Raw genomic sequence first — 14,423 nt, 5'->3', positions numbered from 1 at the left:
TTAAGCTCAGCTGCTCACAAACCGCAGCCATCGTCTTCAACCAATCGCATTACCTCGAGCCCTACGCAATTATCACTCGGCAGCACGTATCTCTCGCAACTCGGGCGCTTGCAATCGAGCGCATTCCCTTGAGAATTGCGAAATTGTCACGCGACACCATCTTTTCTCTCACCGCCCGCAGCTCTCGTTTCCACCGAAGTTCCGGCACGCTCCCCTCGTCCCCAGTCCGCAAGTGTTTCCGCCCGCCTCGCGTTGCCGTCGTCGTCTGCAGTACCGGCGGAGCATCTGCTTGCCACCGCGCGGGTCACCCGCAGGACACACCTCTCCCCGTCGATCGCGTTCCATGCGATCGCCAACACATTCTTCGCCGCACTTCGCGCCGGCGAGCGACGCCGTCGACGACGCCGCCCGCTACCTCATCGGTCGCTCACGGAGACGTCTGCTCCGTCGCCGCAGTGCCTTCCGCGCCCGTGTTCTCCGACACATTGTTGCTTTCGCCGGCTCTCCCCAGCGCCCGGCGTGCCGGGCTATAGCGTCGTCGACCCTTCCCGCTTCTCCGCCTCGGCCTGGTATGCGATTGCGAACGATGGCCCACCGAGGCCACCTCCTTGAATTGCATCCCGTTGAGCTCTCAGAATTGCCACGCAGCAATACCTTTTTCTCACTGCGCGCAGCTCTCGTTCGTCGCAAAGTTCCAGCAGATACCGCTCGCGCCCTGGGCACCGGCACTTTGCTCCGATCCACCAGGCCCAGCACTGCCTCCGTCTCCGGCTGTGCCCACCATGAACTCCTTCAGCTCCAGCGTGGCGCTCGCCGCAGAAGCGTAGGCAACGGCCACCGCGTGGCCCCCTCGGCCGCCGGCGCCAGGACCTCCAGCTCCGCCTCGGCCACCATCCCCGCCTTTGCATCCGGGGATTGCAGGCGCCGCAGGCGCCGTGCCGCCGGCAGCACCAGCTCCACCCGACCCGCCGAGTTGACCTGCCGCGCCATTCCCCCCCTTCCCCGCCTTGCCCACCGCGACCGTCACGTCCGTCAACACAAGCTTCGTCCCCAGGCTCACGATCCCGATGCTCGACCCGCCGGCCTGCCCGCCTCCGCCTCCCTTGCCACCGCAGCCTCCAGCGCCTCCGCCTCCGCCGCTGGCGCCTACACCCTCGACGGTGCTCATACTGGGCCCTGGGCAAAACAATCCAGCTTTTGCGCCGCCCCCACCACCTCCCCCTTGACCACGCGTCCCGACTGCGCCGTTCTCACCATCGCCTCCCGCGATGCCAGCCAGCGTCAGTGTCGTGTCACTGCTGGCCACGCCAGCCATCCCGCGAGTTCCGCTCTTTCCGACTGTGCCGGGCTTGCAGTCGCCGTCTGGATCCGTCTGCCCCGTGCCGCCTAGCCCGGACGCGTCGGCGTTCGGCTCCGGCAGCGGCGCACCGTCGGCACCCTTCAGCCCGTTGCCGCCCTCAGTGGTGGTAATTCCTCCGAGCCCACCGACTCCCCCGCGCGTCTCGCCGTCCTCGCAAGCCGTCCCGCCGGGATCGCCGCCGTACACCAGTGCAGTGCACGCATTCGACACGTTCGTCGGCGCGCCCGCCCCCGCCTGCGGCGCCTCCGTCGATGTCTCGCCGGGTGCACCGTCCATCGCATCGCCCGCCGTCACGTCCACCTGCGCCAGCTCCGCATCGACGTCCGCCACCGCCACGCCGATTGACGACCCGCCCGGCTCCGTCGCGCTCGCCGCACGAACCGCGAAGCTCTTCACCTTCGCCCCGCTTGCGCCTTCCGTCATCGTGAGCGCCACCGCGCCCGCGGGTCCCTCGATCGCGCTGCGGGCCTCAGCGCTCCACGCCCACTCCGCCTCGCAGTCGAAGCCCCCGATCACCTCGATCCCAGCCTCGATCGCCACGCTCTCCGCGAACGCACCGCTCGCGCACGCGAGCACTCGCTTGTTCCCCGCGTTCGCCACCGCCTCCCCGAGAGACGCGTACGGCCTCGCCTTCGTCCCGTCTCCCCCCGCCTCTGCCGTCGCGCTCGCGAACACCGCGCACTCGTCCGTCACCGTGCTCGCGTCCTGCGTCGGGTCCGCGTCGCACGCGGGGTTTGGCGGTCCGCCGCCCGCTGCTTGGAGCCAGTCGTGTTGTGGGCCCTTCAGCATGTAGTCAGGGTCGCTGGCCAGGCCGATCGACAGCGCGTCGCACCCGACGGCCGCAAGCACCGCGCAGAGGGTGCCAGCCGTGATGCCACTAAGTCTTCTCACGTTCGCATCCCTTCCTTCCCGTCGCCGCTCACCACACACCAACGACTCCCAGACCTCGCTCTCCCTGCGCTACCCAAGCCGTCGGCAGCACACCCACCGAGCTGCTCGATGCAGATGAGCGAGGCCACAGCGCATAGACCAACGCACCTGCGGCCAGCGCACCGGACGCCGAATAGGCCACGACGGCTCCGGTACCGAAAGTTCCAGCCCGCCCCGCTCTCTCGTCGAACGTGCTGCACGCACTCGCAACATCGCTCCGCGCGTGAACGCACCCAGGCCCCTGCGACAGGATCGCAGCGCGCTGCGCATCCGCGTCGCTCCGCGCATTTCTCGACGCCACCGTCATCCCGATCCCCACGCCGAGCCACACCGCACTCGCCGCCCCCAGCGTGATCACCGGCACCCAGTTCCTCTTGTCCGGCAGCGGTCGCGGCTCCACCAGCACCACCGGCGGCCCCGCCACGGGCCCGACGATCCCCACATCCGTCGCGCCCCCGCCCCGCTCCGTCATCGCTCCCGCCGCCGTCGGCTCCTCGCTCTTCGCCAGCGCCGCGTCGGCCGTCTCTCCCATAACCTCCCGCACCCGCTGCTCGCACCATGCAGTTCGCGCAGGGGTGCTGACAGCGACAACAATGAGCACGAGGATGCCCGCCCGCGGCCCGTGCTCGGCCTTGCGGGCCTGCGCGCGGTCCGCCCCTCCCATGTCCCGCGCTCCGCGCAGGACGGGAGAGGTCTCGCCAGCTACGGTAATCCGGATGCCAGCGTGTCCACGCTGCCGCCCCACGACCACGGCACTGCGCAGCTCTCCCGCCGCGCAAAAGCGACCTGCTGCCGAGCTCCCTTCAGCGACCGTCGGATAACATCCGCTCTCGCGGCCCGACGCAGAAGAAGTCAGCAGATCAACGGTCCCTCCGCCCGCGCCTTGGGCAGTCCACTCGATGGTGGTGAAGTTGTCAGCGCCGGGGAGCCTACCGTGCCGCGTTCCCGCGACAAAAGAATCCCTATCACCCCGGCGCGGGGTGCGTCCAATCATTTCCTGTCTCCTCTTTCAGCTCAGCTGCTCGCGGAGCAACGCGCTTGTCCGCCCCTCCTCCGCATTGCGCTCAGCTATGAAGAATTCTCACTCATTCTCACCGCGCTGCTTCACTTCACTGGCCACAGCTCGCATTACCTGTGAAGTCCCAACATTCTCCGCTCACGCCTGCCTCGCCGGCGTTTCCTCCCGGCGCCGTGCCTCCGCCATCGCCCGCTGCGCCCACCATGAAGCTCGCCAGCGTTACCGCAGCACCCGGCACCACCCCATACGCGAGCCCCACCGCGTGGCCGCCTCGGCCGCCGGCTCCGGGGCCGCCCGCTCCGCCTTGACCACCTCGACCGCCATCGCAGCCCCGGGTCGAGGGGGAGGTTCCCGAAGCGGCTCCGCCGGCGGCGCCGACGCCGCCGTCCGCACCGCTCTGTCCGGCCACTCCATCTCCTGCCTTCCCCGCCTTGCCCACTGCGACGGTCACCTCGGTCAGCACCAGCTTCGTCCCTAGGCTCACGATCCCGATGCTCGACCCGCCCGCCTTCCCGCCGCCGCCTCCTTTACCGCCGCAGCCGCCAGCGCCGCCGCCGCCTCCGCTGGCGCCGGGGCCCTCGAAGGTGTCCGCGCCGGCCTGGCAGAACAGCCCCGCCTTCGCTCCGCCTCCGCCTCCTCCCCCTTGACCTTTCCTCCCCGTTCTGCCGTTGCCGCCGTCGCCTCCCGCGATGCCGTCGAGCATCAACCGCGTGTCGCTCCCGGCAGCGCCGGCCTCGCCGCCAGTGCCGGGCAAACCATCTTCTCCGCGCCGGCAGTTGGCGTCGGCTTGCCCAGCACCACCGATCCCGTACTCATCCGGGTTCGGCTCAGACAGCGGCGCTCCATCCGCACCCTTCTGCCCATTGCCCTCGTCGGTACTCGTGATCCCGCCAGGCCCGCCAGCGCCACCGCGCGTCTCGCCGTCCTCGCATGCCGTCACGCCGGGGTCGCCGCCACGCACGAGTTCGTCCCGTGCACACGCCGCCGATGCACTCGTCATTGGCGCGCTCGCCCCCGCCTGCGACGCATCCGTCGGCATCTCGCCCTTCGCGCCGGCCATCCCGTCGCCCGCGGTCACATCGACCTGCGCCAGTTCCGCCTCGATGTCCGCCACCGCCACGCCGATCGACGACCCGCCCAGCTCCGTCGCGCTCGCCGCGCGAACCGCGAAGCTCCTCACCTTCGCCCCGCTCGCGGTTTCCGTCATCGTGAGCGCCACCGCGCCCGCAGGCCCCTCGATGGCGCTGCGCGCCTCTGCGCTCCACGTCCAGTCCGCCTCGCAGTCGAAGCCACCGATCACCTCGACCTTGGCCCCAATCGTCACGCTCTCCGCGAACGCACCGCTCGTGCACGCAAGCACTCGCTTGCCCTTCGCGTTCGCCACCGCCTCCCCGAGCGACGCGTACGGCTTCGCCTTCGTCCCGTCTCCCCCCGCCTCCGCCGTCGCGCTCGCGAACACCGCGCACTCGTCCGTCACCGTGCTCGCGTCCTGCGTCGGGTCCGCGTCGCACGCGGGGTTTGGCGGTCCGCCGCCCGCTGCTTGGAGCCAGTCGTGTTGTGGGCCCTTCAGCATGTAGTCAGGGTCGCTGGCCAGGCCGATCGACAGCGCGTCGCACCCGACGGCCGCAAGCACCGCGCAGAGGGTGCCAGCCGTGATGCCACTAAGTCTTCTCACGTTCGCATCCCTTCCTTCCCGTCGCCGCTCACCACACACCAACGACTCCCAGACCTCGCTCTCCCTGCGCTACCCAAGCCGTCGGCAGCACACCCACCGAGCTGCTCGATGCAGATGAGCGAGGCCACAGCGCATAGACCAACGCACCTGCGGCCAGCGCACCGGACGCCGAATAGGCCACGACGGCTCCGGTACCGAAAGTTCCAGCCCGCCCCGCTCTCTCGTCGAACGTGCTGCACGCACTCGCAACATCGCTCCGCGCGTGAACGCACCCAGGCCCCTGCGACAGGATCGCAGCGCGCTGCGCATCCGCGTCGCTCCGCGCATTTCTCGACGCCACCGTCATCCCGATCCCCACGCCGAGCCACACCGCACTCGCCGCCCCCAGCGTGATCACCGGCACCCAGTTCCTCTTGTCCGGCAGCGGTCGCGGCTCCACCAGCACCACCGGCGGCCCCGCCACGGGCCCGACGATCCCCACATCCGTCGCGCCCCCGCCCCGCTCCGTCGTCGGCTCCTCGCTCTTCGTCGGCGCCGCGTCGGCCGTCTCTCCCATAACCTCCCGCACCCGCTGCTCGCACCACGCAGTTCGCGCAGGGGTGCTGACAGCGACACCAATGAGCACGAGGATGCCCGCCCCCGGCCCGTACTCGGCCTTGCGGGCCTGCGCGCGGTCCGCCCCTCCCATATCCCGCGCTCCGCGCACGACGGGAGAGGTCTCGCCAGCTACGGCAATCTGGATGCCAGCATGTCCACGCTGCCGCCCCACGACCACGGCACCGCGCAGCTCTCCCGCCGCGCAAAAGCGACCTGCTGCCGGGCTCCCTTCAGCGACCGTCGGATAACATCCGCTCTCGCGGCCCGACGCAGAAGAAGTCAGCAGATCAACGGTCCCTCCACCCGCGCCTTGGGCAGTCCACTCGGTGGTGGTGAAGTTGTCAGCGCCGGGGAGCCCACCGTGCCGCGTCTCCGCGACAAAAGAGTCCCTATCACCCCGGCGCGGGGTGCGTCCAACCATTTCTTGTCTCCTCTTCAGCTCAGCTACTCGCGGAACACCACGCTCGCCTGCATTGCTTTCAGCTCGCTGAAATTCTCATTTCATCTCAACCATCGTCGACCTTCACTGGCCGCAGCTCGCATTGCCCGCGAAGTCCCAGCACTCGCCCGTTGTCCCCAGATCGCCGGCGTTGCCTCCCGGACCGCCGACGCCGCCCTCGCCCACTGTGCCCGCCACGAAGTTCGACAGCGTCACCGCTGCTCCCGGCGAAACTGCGTACGCAAGTCCTACCGCATGCCCGCCTCGACCGCCTGCACCGGGGCCGCCCGCTCCGCCTCGACCTCCATCCCCGCCTTTGCAACCGGGGATGGAGGGTGACACCCCCGATGCTGCTCCACCGGAGGCACCAGCCCCACCGTTGGCCCCGCTCTGTCCGGCGACTCCATCTCCGCCCTTGCCCGCCTTGCCCACCGCAACGGTGACGTCGGTCAGCACCAGCTTCGTCCCGAGGCTCACGATCCCGATGCTCGACCCGCCCGCCTTGCCGCCCCCCCCGCCCTTTCCACCACAACCGCCGGCGCCACCGCCGCCGGCGCTGGCGCCAGGACCGACCATCGGGTTCGCTGAGGGCCCGCAGAACAGCCCTGCTTTCGCGCCCCCGCCGCCACCTCCCCCTTGCCCCTTCTTCCCCGTTCTACCTTCACCGCCGTCACCTCCGGCAATGCCAGCCAGAGTCAACTCCGTGCCGCTCCCAGCCTCACCGGTCTCGCCGTCAGTGCCGGGAAAACCATCTTCCCCGCGCCTGCAGTTGGCGTCAGTTTGCCCAGCTCCGCCGAGCCCGTACGCATCGGGGTTCGGCTCCGGCAACGGCGCGCCATCCGCCCCCTTCTGTCCGTTACCCTCGTCGGTACCGGTCATCCCGCCGAGTCCACCGACGCCGCCGCGCGTCTCACCGTCCTCACACGTCGTCACACCGGGCTCGCCGCCGAAGACAACGGTATTGCACGCATTCGACAGCTCTGCCGGTGCGCTCGCCCCCGCCTGCGGCGCCTCCGTCGGAGTCTCACCACTCACACCGGCCATCCCATCGCCCGCCGTCACATCCACCTGCGCCAGTTCCGCCTCGATGTCCGCCACCACCACGCCGATCGACGACCCGCCCGGATCCATCGCGCTCGCCGCACGAACCGCGAAGCTCTTCACCTTCGCCCCGCTCGCGGTTTCCGTCATCGTGAGCGCCACCGCGCCCGCACGCCCCTCGATCGCGCTCCGCGCCTCCTCACTCCACGTCCACTCTGCCCCACAGTCGAAGCCGCCGATCACCTCGACCTTGGCCCCAATCGTCACGCTCTCCGCGAACGCACCGCTCGTGCACGCAAGCACTCGCTTGCCCTTCGCGTTCGCCACCGCCTCCCCGAGCGACGCGTACGGCCTCGCCTTCGTCCCGTCTCCCCCAGCTTCCGCCGTCGCGCTCGCGAACACCGCGCACTCGTCCGTCACCGTGCTCGCGTTCTGCGTCGGATCAGCCTCGCATACCGGGTTCGGCACGCTGCCTCCGGTGCCTGACGGATAGAAATGACCGCACGTAACCAGGAGCTCGCAGTCGTCCGCAAGGTGGCTCCAGAAGCTATCGCACCCCCCTACCGCCAAGACGAACGTCAACCCGCCGAGCGCTTTGCGCATGTTCCGCACGTGCTTTGCCTTTCGGAAGTCCATCACCAAGCCCCCATCACGGCCAAGCCCGCACCACTCGAGTGCACCACGGGCAGAACAAGGGTCGGCTCCGTGCGCTTCGACTTCGGCCAAAGCGCATAAGTCACTGCACCGATTGCGAGCACGCCCGAAGCGATGTATGCGACCCGAGCAACGTTCCCCAATGTGTCGGCACGCGATGCGTCGCTCCGCACCTTTTCGCATGGCCCGACCCACGACGCTTCAGGCCTCACGCACTGCGCACCGGCCTCAATGATCGCGGTGCTCTGCGTGTGGGCATCCCCGCTCGCGTTGTTCGACGCCACCGTCGTCCCGATCCCCACGCCGAGCCCCACCGCGCTCGCCGCGCCCAGCGCGATCACCGGCACCCAGTTCTTCTTCGGCAGCGGCTGCGGCTCCACCGGCCCCGCCGGCGGCTGCCCCATCACCGGCCCACCGGCCCCCGCGCCCGCCGCGCTCCTGCCCCCGTCCGGCGTCGCCCCCGCCGACGCCTGCGGCGCGGCTTTCACCGGCGTTATCGCCAGCTTCACCTCCGCCGTCCCTCCCTTCGCCACACCCACCGTCCGGCTCGCCGGCTCATAGTCCAGATGCCTCGCTTCCACCTGGTGCTCGCCGGGGTCGACGAACACCTCTCCTTCCAGCGGCGCCCGGCCCACGCTCTTGCCGTCCACCAGCACTTCCGCTCCCGCTACGGTGACCGACACCTTGAGCGCACCCACCTGCGCTCGCGACTCCGCGAGCCACTGCTCCGCTCTCGGCTTCAGCTTCGCCACCGCCTTCAGCAGCGGCCAGTTCCTCAGCGCGAACGAAAGGTACTGCGCTGCTTCACGGTGCTTCTGCAGCTTGTATTCCGTGTTCCCGAGGTTGTACGCCACGTCGAACGTCGGGTTCAGCTCCCAGGCCACCAGCAGCGCCGCCTCGGCTTCCTGGTACTTGCCCTCCAGATAGAGCGACTTCGCTTTGTCGACGAGCGATTCGGCGCGCTTCGCCGCGTCGGCGGCGCTGGCAGGCGCCGTCCCTGGCGCGGCCGGCGGCGCGGCTGGCTGTGCGGCAGCGATGTCAGGGTCGGCGATCAAGGTCGCAACGGTCAGCACTACAGCTAGCGATCGGCTGGTCATCATCATGGCTCCACGCGGTCTCACTCCATCCATCCTTCGTCTTGTGGCCGCTCCGTGGGCCCAGGCGCGACGGGCGCCTGCGGAACGTGCGGCGCCGCACGCGTCGGCCGCGCGGGCACAGGCGACACTGGCGCTGGCGGCGCCGGCGGCGCTGGCGGTTGGCTAGCGGACGCGGTGTCGTCGAGGCTTGGCTCGACCGCCTCCGGCGGTGCCGGCGCTGATGGTGGCAGCAGCTCCGAGGCCGCCGGCGGCGCCTGCGTGCTCCGCGCCGGCATCCCGCTCGACCGCGGCGCCGGCTCCGGCTCTTTCGGCGGCGTCTCTCGCCGCAGGATCGTCGCCAGCACGAACGGGCTGCTCACCGCGATGACCGCCAGCAGCACCATCAGCCACGTCGGCATCCACTGCCGGCGCCGGCCCGTCGACTCCGTGGCGGCCGGCGCCTTCGGCACCGCGACCGGCGGCGGCGTCACCGGCAGCAACGACGACGGCAGCAGCGCCTTGTCGATCGGCGGCAGCGCTCGATCCGCCCACTGGCTCGGCGCCATCGCGCCCTGCTGCTGCACCGGCGCGCCCTGCGGCGCCGCCGCGCCCCCGAACACCGGCACTCGCTGCGTCACCATCGCGCCCGCATGCACCGGCGCGCCCTGCTGCTGCACCGGCACTCGCTGCGTCATCGTCGCGCCGTGGTGCGCCGCCGCCCCCTGCTGCACCGCCGCCCCGTACTGATGCGCCCCCGTCAACTGCGGTCCTGCCGGCTGCGGCGCCGTCGCCGGAAACGGCGGCGGCACAGCTTGCGCCGGCACCGCTTGCGCCGGAAACGGCGGCGGCACCGCTTGCACCGGCAGCGGCGTCCGCGCCGCTTGCCCCGGAAACGGCGGAGGCCCCGTTCGCTCCTTGGCCAGCGCAGGCACCACCGGGAACTGGAACAGCGGCTGCCCCGTCGGCTTCTGCTGCTGCATCTCCGTCAGCGCACGGTCCAGCTCCGGGTTGTTCAGCGCCTGCTGCAGCTTGCGCTCCGCAACCTCAGGATCCGCCTCCCGCCGGATGCTCTCCAGATCCGGAAGGTACTGCCGGATGTCGTCGCTGTCCTTGTTGCTGCCCATCGAAGACCTCTCTCCTCAGCGACCACACACTAGAACGGCCTGCAACCCGCCGTGGCGCATGGCCCGGATGGCTTCGCGCCCTGTTGCTTCGCAGGCGCGGCCGGCTTCGCAGGCGCCGCCTTCTTCTGCTCCTCGATCACCCGCAGAAACGACGGCTTCTGACGCTTCGGCATCGGGTAGAAGTCCCCGTCATCCTCCGTCTCCGCCGGCGCAGCCTTCACAGGCGCTGCCTTCGCCGGCTCGGCCTTCACCGCCGCCGCTTGCTCCTTCGCCACCGCCGCTTGCTCCTCGGGAGCAGGCGCCTCGGCCTCCGCTGCCGCCCCCGTCTTCTCCACGGCTCCGGCCTTCACCGCCGCCTCGGCCGTGCTCGCCGCCGCCTCGGGCGCGGGCGCCTCCGGCGCGGGCGCCGTGGGGCTCGCCTCAGGCGGCGGCGCCAGCGCCGCCGCACTCGCCTCGGGCGGCGGCGCCGCCGGCGCTGCCGCTGCCGTCGCCGCGCTCTCCGCCGGCGCCGCCGATGCCGCCGGCTCTCCTGTCACCGGCGCCGGCGCCGTGTCGCGCGCCGAGCGCAGCCCCAGCACCGCCCCCACGCCTCCCAGCGTCAGCGCCAGCGCCACCACCGGCGCCAGCACGTACGCTCTCGGCGCTCGCCGCGGCTGCGTCAGCAGCGCCGCCACCGGCGTCATCGGTGTCTCTTTCCGCAACGACTCCGCCGGCCCCGCGCTCGGTGCCGTCACCGAGCTCGGCGCCGCTGGCCGCGCCGCGCTCGGCGGCGCCGTTCCCGGACGCGACGCCTCCGTCGCCAGGAGCTGCGGCGTCACGTACGGCAGCTCCACCTCCTGCGGCGGCTGCGGTGCCGCTCGTCGTGCCTCCCTCAATGGCACCGCGTGCTGCGTCTCCATCACCGGCAACGGCGGCGGTCCACCATACCCCTGCGCTCCCGCGTGATACCCCTGCGCCCCCGCGTGCGACGCCGGCCCGCCGTACGACGGCGGCATCGGCGGCGGTCCCGCATACGCCTGCGGCATCGGCGCCGACCCACCGTGCGACTGCGGCATCGGCGGCGGTCCCGCATACGCCTGCGGCATCGGCGCCGGCCCTCGGTACGACTGCGCCGGCGGCATCGGCGGCGGCCCTCCGTACGACTGCGGCATCCGCGCCGGTCCCGCATGCGCCTGCGGCATCGGCGGCGGCCCCGCATGCGCCTGCGGCATCGGCGGCGGCCCCGCATACGCCTGCGCCCCGCCCTGCGCCTGCGGCATCGGCGGCGGCCCCGCATACGCCTGCGCCCCGCCCTGCGCCTGCGGCATCGGCGGCGGCCCCGCATAACTCCCCGCCCTCACCTCCGCCCCCGCCTGCGGCATCGCCGCCGCCCCCGCTCGCTGCGCCATCCTCTCCGCCCACGCCCCGGACAGCTTCGCCGTCGACTCCAGCGCCTTCAGCGCCGGCAGCGGCTCCGTATGCCCTACCCCCCGCCCTCGCGGCACGCGCGACGACGGCGCGAACGGCAGCGCGCTCGCCGGCGCCACGAACTGCTCCAGCGGCGCAGTCTCCCCGTGCACCACCCGCCGCCCTCTCTTCTTCTCCTCCTCCGTCGCCGCGCTCTCTCCCTCCATCCCGCCCTCCTCCGTCTCCTCCTCGCCCCCTGCGCTCCTCTCCTCCTCCACCGGCGCGCTGTCCTCCAGCGCCACCCCCGCGAACGCCGCCTGACGCTCCGCCTCCATCCGCTCCTGCGCCAGCCGCTGCGCCAGCACGTGCCCCGCAGGCACCGTGTCCCTCAAGAGCGCACGCAGGTCCCGCGCCACGTCGTCGAACCTCGGATACCGCTCCTCTCGGTCGATCGCGATACACCGCGCCACCACAGGCCACACGAACTCGGGGCAATCCGGCACGATCTCGTGCACCGGCTCAGGCGCCGCCACAAGGTGCCCTGTCAGCGTCTCCTCCGCCGTCGCAGGCTCGCTGTCGTCCAGGAACAGGTGCTTCCCCGTCAGCACCTCATAAAAAATCGCACCGAACGCGTAGATGTCCGTGCGCCCATCCGGCCTCGCCCGCTCCACGCGCTCCGCCTTCCTCGAGCTCGTGTACAGCATCTTCACCTGCTCCGGCGAGATGTACCTCACCGTCCCGACGTCCGGCAGATCATCGGTGTTCATCCCCCCGTCCGCGAACTTCGCTATCCCGAAGTCCAGCAGCCACACGTGACCTTTCGCGTCCGCCTTCGTCCCCACCATGATGTTCTCGGGCTTCAGGTCACGGTGCCATATCCCCTTCGAGTGCACGAACGTCATCGCGTCCGCCACCTGCAGCATCACGTGGGTCGCGCTCAGGAAGTCCAGCCGGTAGGCCTTGTTCAGAAGCTTCCTCAGCGTCCTCCCCTCGAGGTAATCCATCACGATGTACGCCACGTGGTCCGGCGACACCCCGGCCTTCTTCATCCTCACGATGTTCGGGTGCTTCAGCTTCGGATAGAACTTGCACTCCTGCCGGAACCGCCTCGCGAAGTCCTCTCTCTTCAGGTGCCGTGGCAGCATGCACTTGATCGCCACCACATCCTCCGAGTAGTCCTCCACTGCCTTGTACACCTCTCCCATACCACCCGCGTCGATCACCTCCGTGATCCGGTAGTCAAGGAACACGTCCCCGGCCTTCAGCGCCTCCCGCGCCATCACCACACCCCCATCCCGCGCAGCACCAGCGCCGCGATCGCCGAGAACACCACCGTGCTCGCAAGCGTCAGCCCCGCGAACAGCCGCGCGTCCACCGGCGCCGCCCCCGCCTCGACCGCCACGCCCGCGCCGGCCCCCGCCCCGCTCGTGCCCTCCGGCCTCGCCTCGAACCACGCCCTGCTCTGCGGCCCCCACCCCGCCTCCGCCTCCGGCATCCCCGCCGCTCTCCCGCTCCCTTCCTCCTCCGCCAGCTCCGCCCCGATCCGCCCGAGCTCCGCCCCGAACGCCTCGGCGCTCTGGAACCGCTCCTCCGGCCGCTTCGCAAGCGCCTTCAGCACCGCACGGTCCAGCGCCGCCGGGAGCCGCTGCCCCGCGTACCGCGACGGCGGCGCCGGCGGCTCCATCACGTGCGCGCGCAGCAGCCCCAGCGCGTCCTCGACATGGGCGAACGGACCGTGCCCCACGACCAGCGTATACATCAGCAGCCCCACCGCATACACATCCGCCCGCGCATCCACGGGCTGGCACCGCGCCTGCTCCGGCGAGGCCGTCCGCGGCGTCCCCACCAGCAGTCCGGCGTCGGTCGGATACGCCGGCCCGTCCACCGCAGGCGGCGCCCCCGGCGCCGCGCCGGCCAGGGCGCCGTCGAGCACCTTCGCGACGCCGAAGTCGAGCACCTTCGCGACCCGGGCGCCGCCCGGCGCCGCCGCCCCCGGCGCGCACAGGAACACGTTGTCGAGCTTCACGTCGCGGTGCACGAGCCCCACCCGGTGCGCCGCCGCGAGCCCCGCCAGCACCTGCCGCACCAGATCGATCGCCTCGGCCACCGGCAGCGGACCGCGCCGCTGGAGCTCCTCCGCCAGCGTCCACCCTTCGAGCCGCTCCATCACGAAGTACGGGCGCCCCGACGGCGTCTGCCCCAGATCGAGAACGGCGACCACGTGCGGCGACGACACCGCCGCCAGCGCCCGCGCCTCCACCTGCAGCCGGTCCGCGAACCGCGGATCGTGCGCCAGCGCGCGGCGGACCAGCTTCACCACGACCCGCTTCCGGAGCGCGCGGTGCTCCGCCTCGACGACCTCCCCCATGCCCCCGCGCCCGAGCACCCGGACCGCCCGGTAAGGTGTGCCTTCCAGCACATCCCAGGCACCGCCCGAGCGCCCTGAGCCGTCTGAGGTGCCGCGTTCCACCAGCGAGGTCTCCTGAGATGGAAATCACGACCAGAGCGCCGGTTCAGACAAAGAAAATGCACCGGCGATGCCGATTCCTTAAAAACGACGTCAATTCAAGCGGTTACCAGCCCTCGCGGCCACGGCCACGGCCCACCACCACGGCGCTCCGGCGCACGGTCCGGCCCTCCACCCGCCCCGACACCCCGCCCGCGCCCGGCGACGGCGCGCTTCCGGGGGGCAGGGCGCGACAAAACGATCCCGGCGTGTCGCTTTCCTTGTCTGAAGCGACCACCCGGCCGTGATTTAGGAGAGAAGAAAGGGGCGCCGCGCGCACGCGGGCCCCCTGCGCGAGGTCCCCATGACGCACGACGCTTCCGACCAGCACGACGACCTGGAGCCGCCCGGCGACGCCGATCCCATCGTGGAGGCCTGTCTCGCCGACGCGCTCGGCCCGTACCTCGGGGTGCTCTCCCCCGAGGAGCTCGAGGATTACCGCAGGTTCCTCACGGTCTTCATCACGACCCACCCGACGGCGGCGCCGCTCCACGCTCGCTTGCGGGCGAAGGGCTACGTCCCGGCCGGGAGCGGCGCGATGGCCCGCGAGGGCGCGGGCGCGAGCGAGGAGGCGGCGGCGCCCGACGACGGGACCTCCGGCGGGCCGCATTGATCAG

The 14,423-nt window shown here is 71.2% G+C and carries 9 protein-coding genes; 1 reads left to right on the top strand and 8 read right to left on the bottom strand.

Annotation, left to right across the window (positions count from 1 at the left end):
• Window positions 1–661 precede the first annotated feature (661 nt).
• From WMF46_RS03405 to WMF46_RS03370, 8 genes are all read right to left on the bottom strand, one after another.
• Window positions 662–2,251, bottom strand: a complete 1,590-nt coding sequence (locus WMF46_RS03405; RefSeq protein ID WP_437984277.1) for a hypothetical protein — start codon at window positions 2,249–2,251, stop codon at window positions 662–664.
• A gap of 28 nt (window positions 2,252–2,279) precedes the next feature.
• Entirely contained in the window at window positions 2,280–2,954 is a 675-nt protein-coding gene (locus WMF46_RS03400; protein ID WP_437984276.1) for a hypothetical protein, read from the bottom strand.
• 445 nt (window positions 2,955–3,399) lie between these two features.
• Entirely contained in the window at window positions 3,400–4,983 is a 1,584-nt protein-coding gene (locus tag WMF46_RS03395; RefSeq protein WP_437984275.1) for a hypothetical protein, read from the bottom strand.
• A 1,120-nt stretch (window positions 4,984–6,103) separates the two neighbouring features.
• A complete protein-coding gene (locus WMF46_RS03390) occupies window positions 6,104–7,663 on the bottom strand; it encodes a hypothetical protein (protein WP_437984274.1) in 1,560 nt (519 codons plus the stop codon).
• 32 nt (window positions 7,664–7,695) lie between these two features.
• Window positions 7,696–8,817, bottom strand: a complete 1,122-nt coding sequence (locus WMF46_RS03385; protein WP_437984273.1) for a PEGA domain-containing protein — start codon at window positions 8,815–8,817, stop codon at window positions 7,696–7,698.
• A 14-nt stretch (window positions 8,818–8,831) separates the two neighbouring features.
• Complete coding sequence (locus WMF46_RS03380) at window positions 8,832–9,914, bottom strand: hypothetical protein (RefSeq protein ID WP_437984272.1); 1,083 nt, start codon at window positions 9,912–9,914, stop codon at window positions 8,832–8,834.
• A 29-nt stretch (window positions 9,915–9,943) separates the two neighbouring features.
• A complete protein-coding gene (locus tag WMF46_RS03375) occupies window positions 9,944–12,580 on the bottom strand; it encodes a protein kinase domain-containing protein (RefSeq protein WP_437987845.1) in 2,637 nt (878 codons plus the stop codon).
• Complete coding sequence (locus tag WMF46_RS03370; RefSeq protein WP_437984271.1) at window positions 12,580–13,770, bottom strand: serine/threonine-protein kinase; 1,191 nt, start codon at window positions 13,768–13,770, stop codon at window positions 12,580–12,582. Before WMF46_RS03370 ends, WMF46_RS03375 begins: the two co-directional genes overlap by 1 nt.
• 340 nt (window positions 13,771–14,110) lie before the next feature.
• Between WMF46_RS03370 and WMF46_RS03365 the strand changes: the two genes are divergently transcribed.
• The gene (locus WMF46_RS03365) at window positions 14,111–14,419 is read left to right on the top strand and encodes a hypothetical protein (protein ID WP_437984270.1); all 309 of its coding nucleotides are present in this window, start codon (window positions 14,111–14,113) and stop codon (window positions 14,417–14,419) included.
• Window positions 14,420–14,423 lie beyond the last annotated feature (4 nt).

The organism is Sorangium sp. So ce117 (genome assembly GCF_051524395.1).
In the GTDB taxonomy this organism is placed as follows: Bacteria; Myxococcota_A; Polyangia; order Polyangiales; family Polyangiaceae; genus Sorangium; species Sorangium cellulosum_B.
The sequence above is the reverse complement of the archived record's forward strand: the minus strand, read 5'-3'. Positions and strand labels throughout refer to the sequence as shown.

Excerpts from the sequence above, each read along its gene's own strand:
- WMF46_RS03400 (WP_437984276.1), bottom strand. The coding sequence starts at position 2,954 with ATGGGAGGGGCGGACCGCGCGCAGGCCCGCAAGGCCGAGCACGGGCCG.
- WMF46_RS03390 (WP_437984274.1), bottom strand. The coding sequence starts at position 7,663 with ATGCGCAAAGCGCTCGGCGGGTTGACGTTCGTCTTGGCGGTAGGGGGG.
- WMF46_RS03385 (WP_437984273.1), bottom strand. The coding sequence starts at position 8,817 with ATGATGATGACCAGCCGATCGCTAGCTGTAGTGCTGACCGTTGCGACC.
- WMF46_RS03380 (WP_437984272.1), bottom strand. The coding sequence starts at position 9,914 with ATGGGCAGCAACAAGGACAGCGACGACATCCGGCAGTACCTTCCGGAT.
- WMF46_RS03375 (WP_437987845.1), bottom strand. The coding sequence starts at position 12,580 with ATGGCGCGGGAGGCGCTGAAGGCCGGGGACGTGTTCCTTGACTACCGG.
- WMF46_RS03365 (WP_437984270.1), top strand. The coding sequence starts at position 14,111 with ATGACGCACGACGCTTCCGACCAGCACGACGACCTGGAGCCGCCCGGC.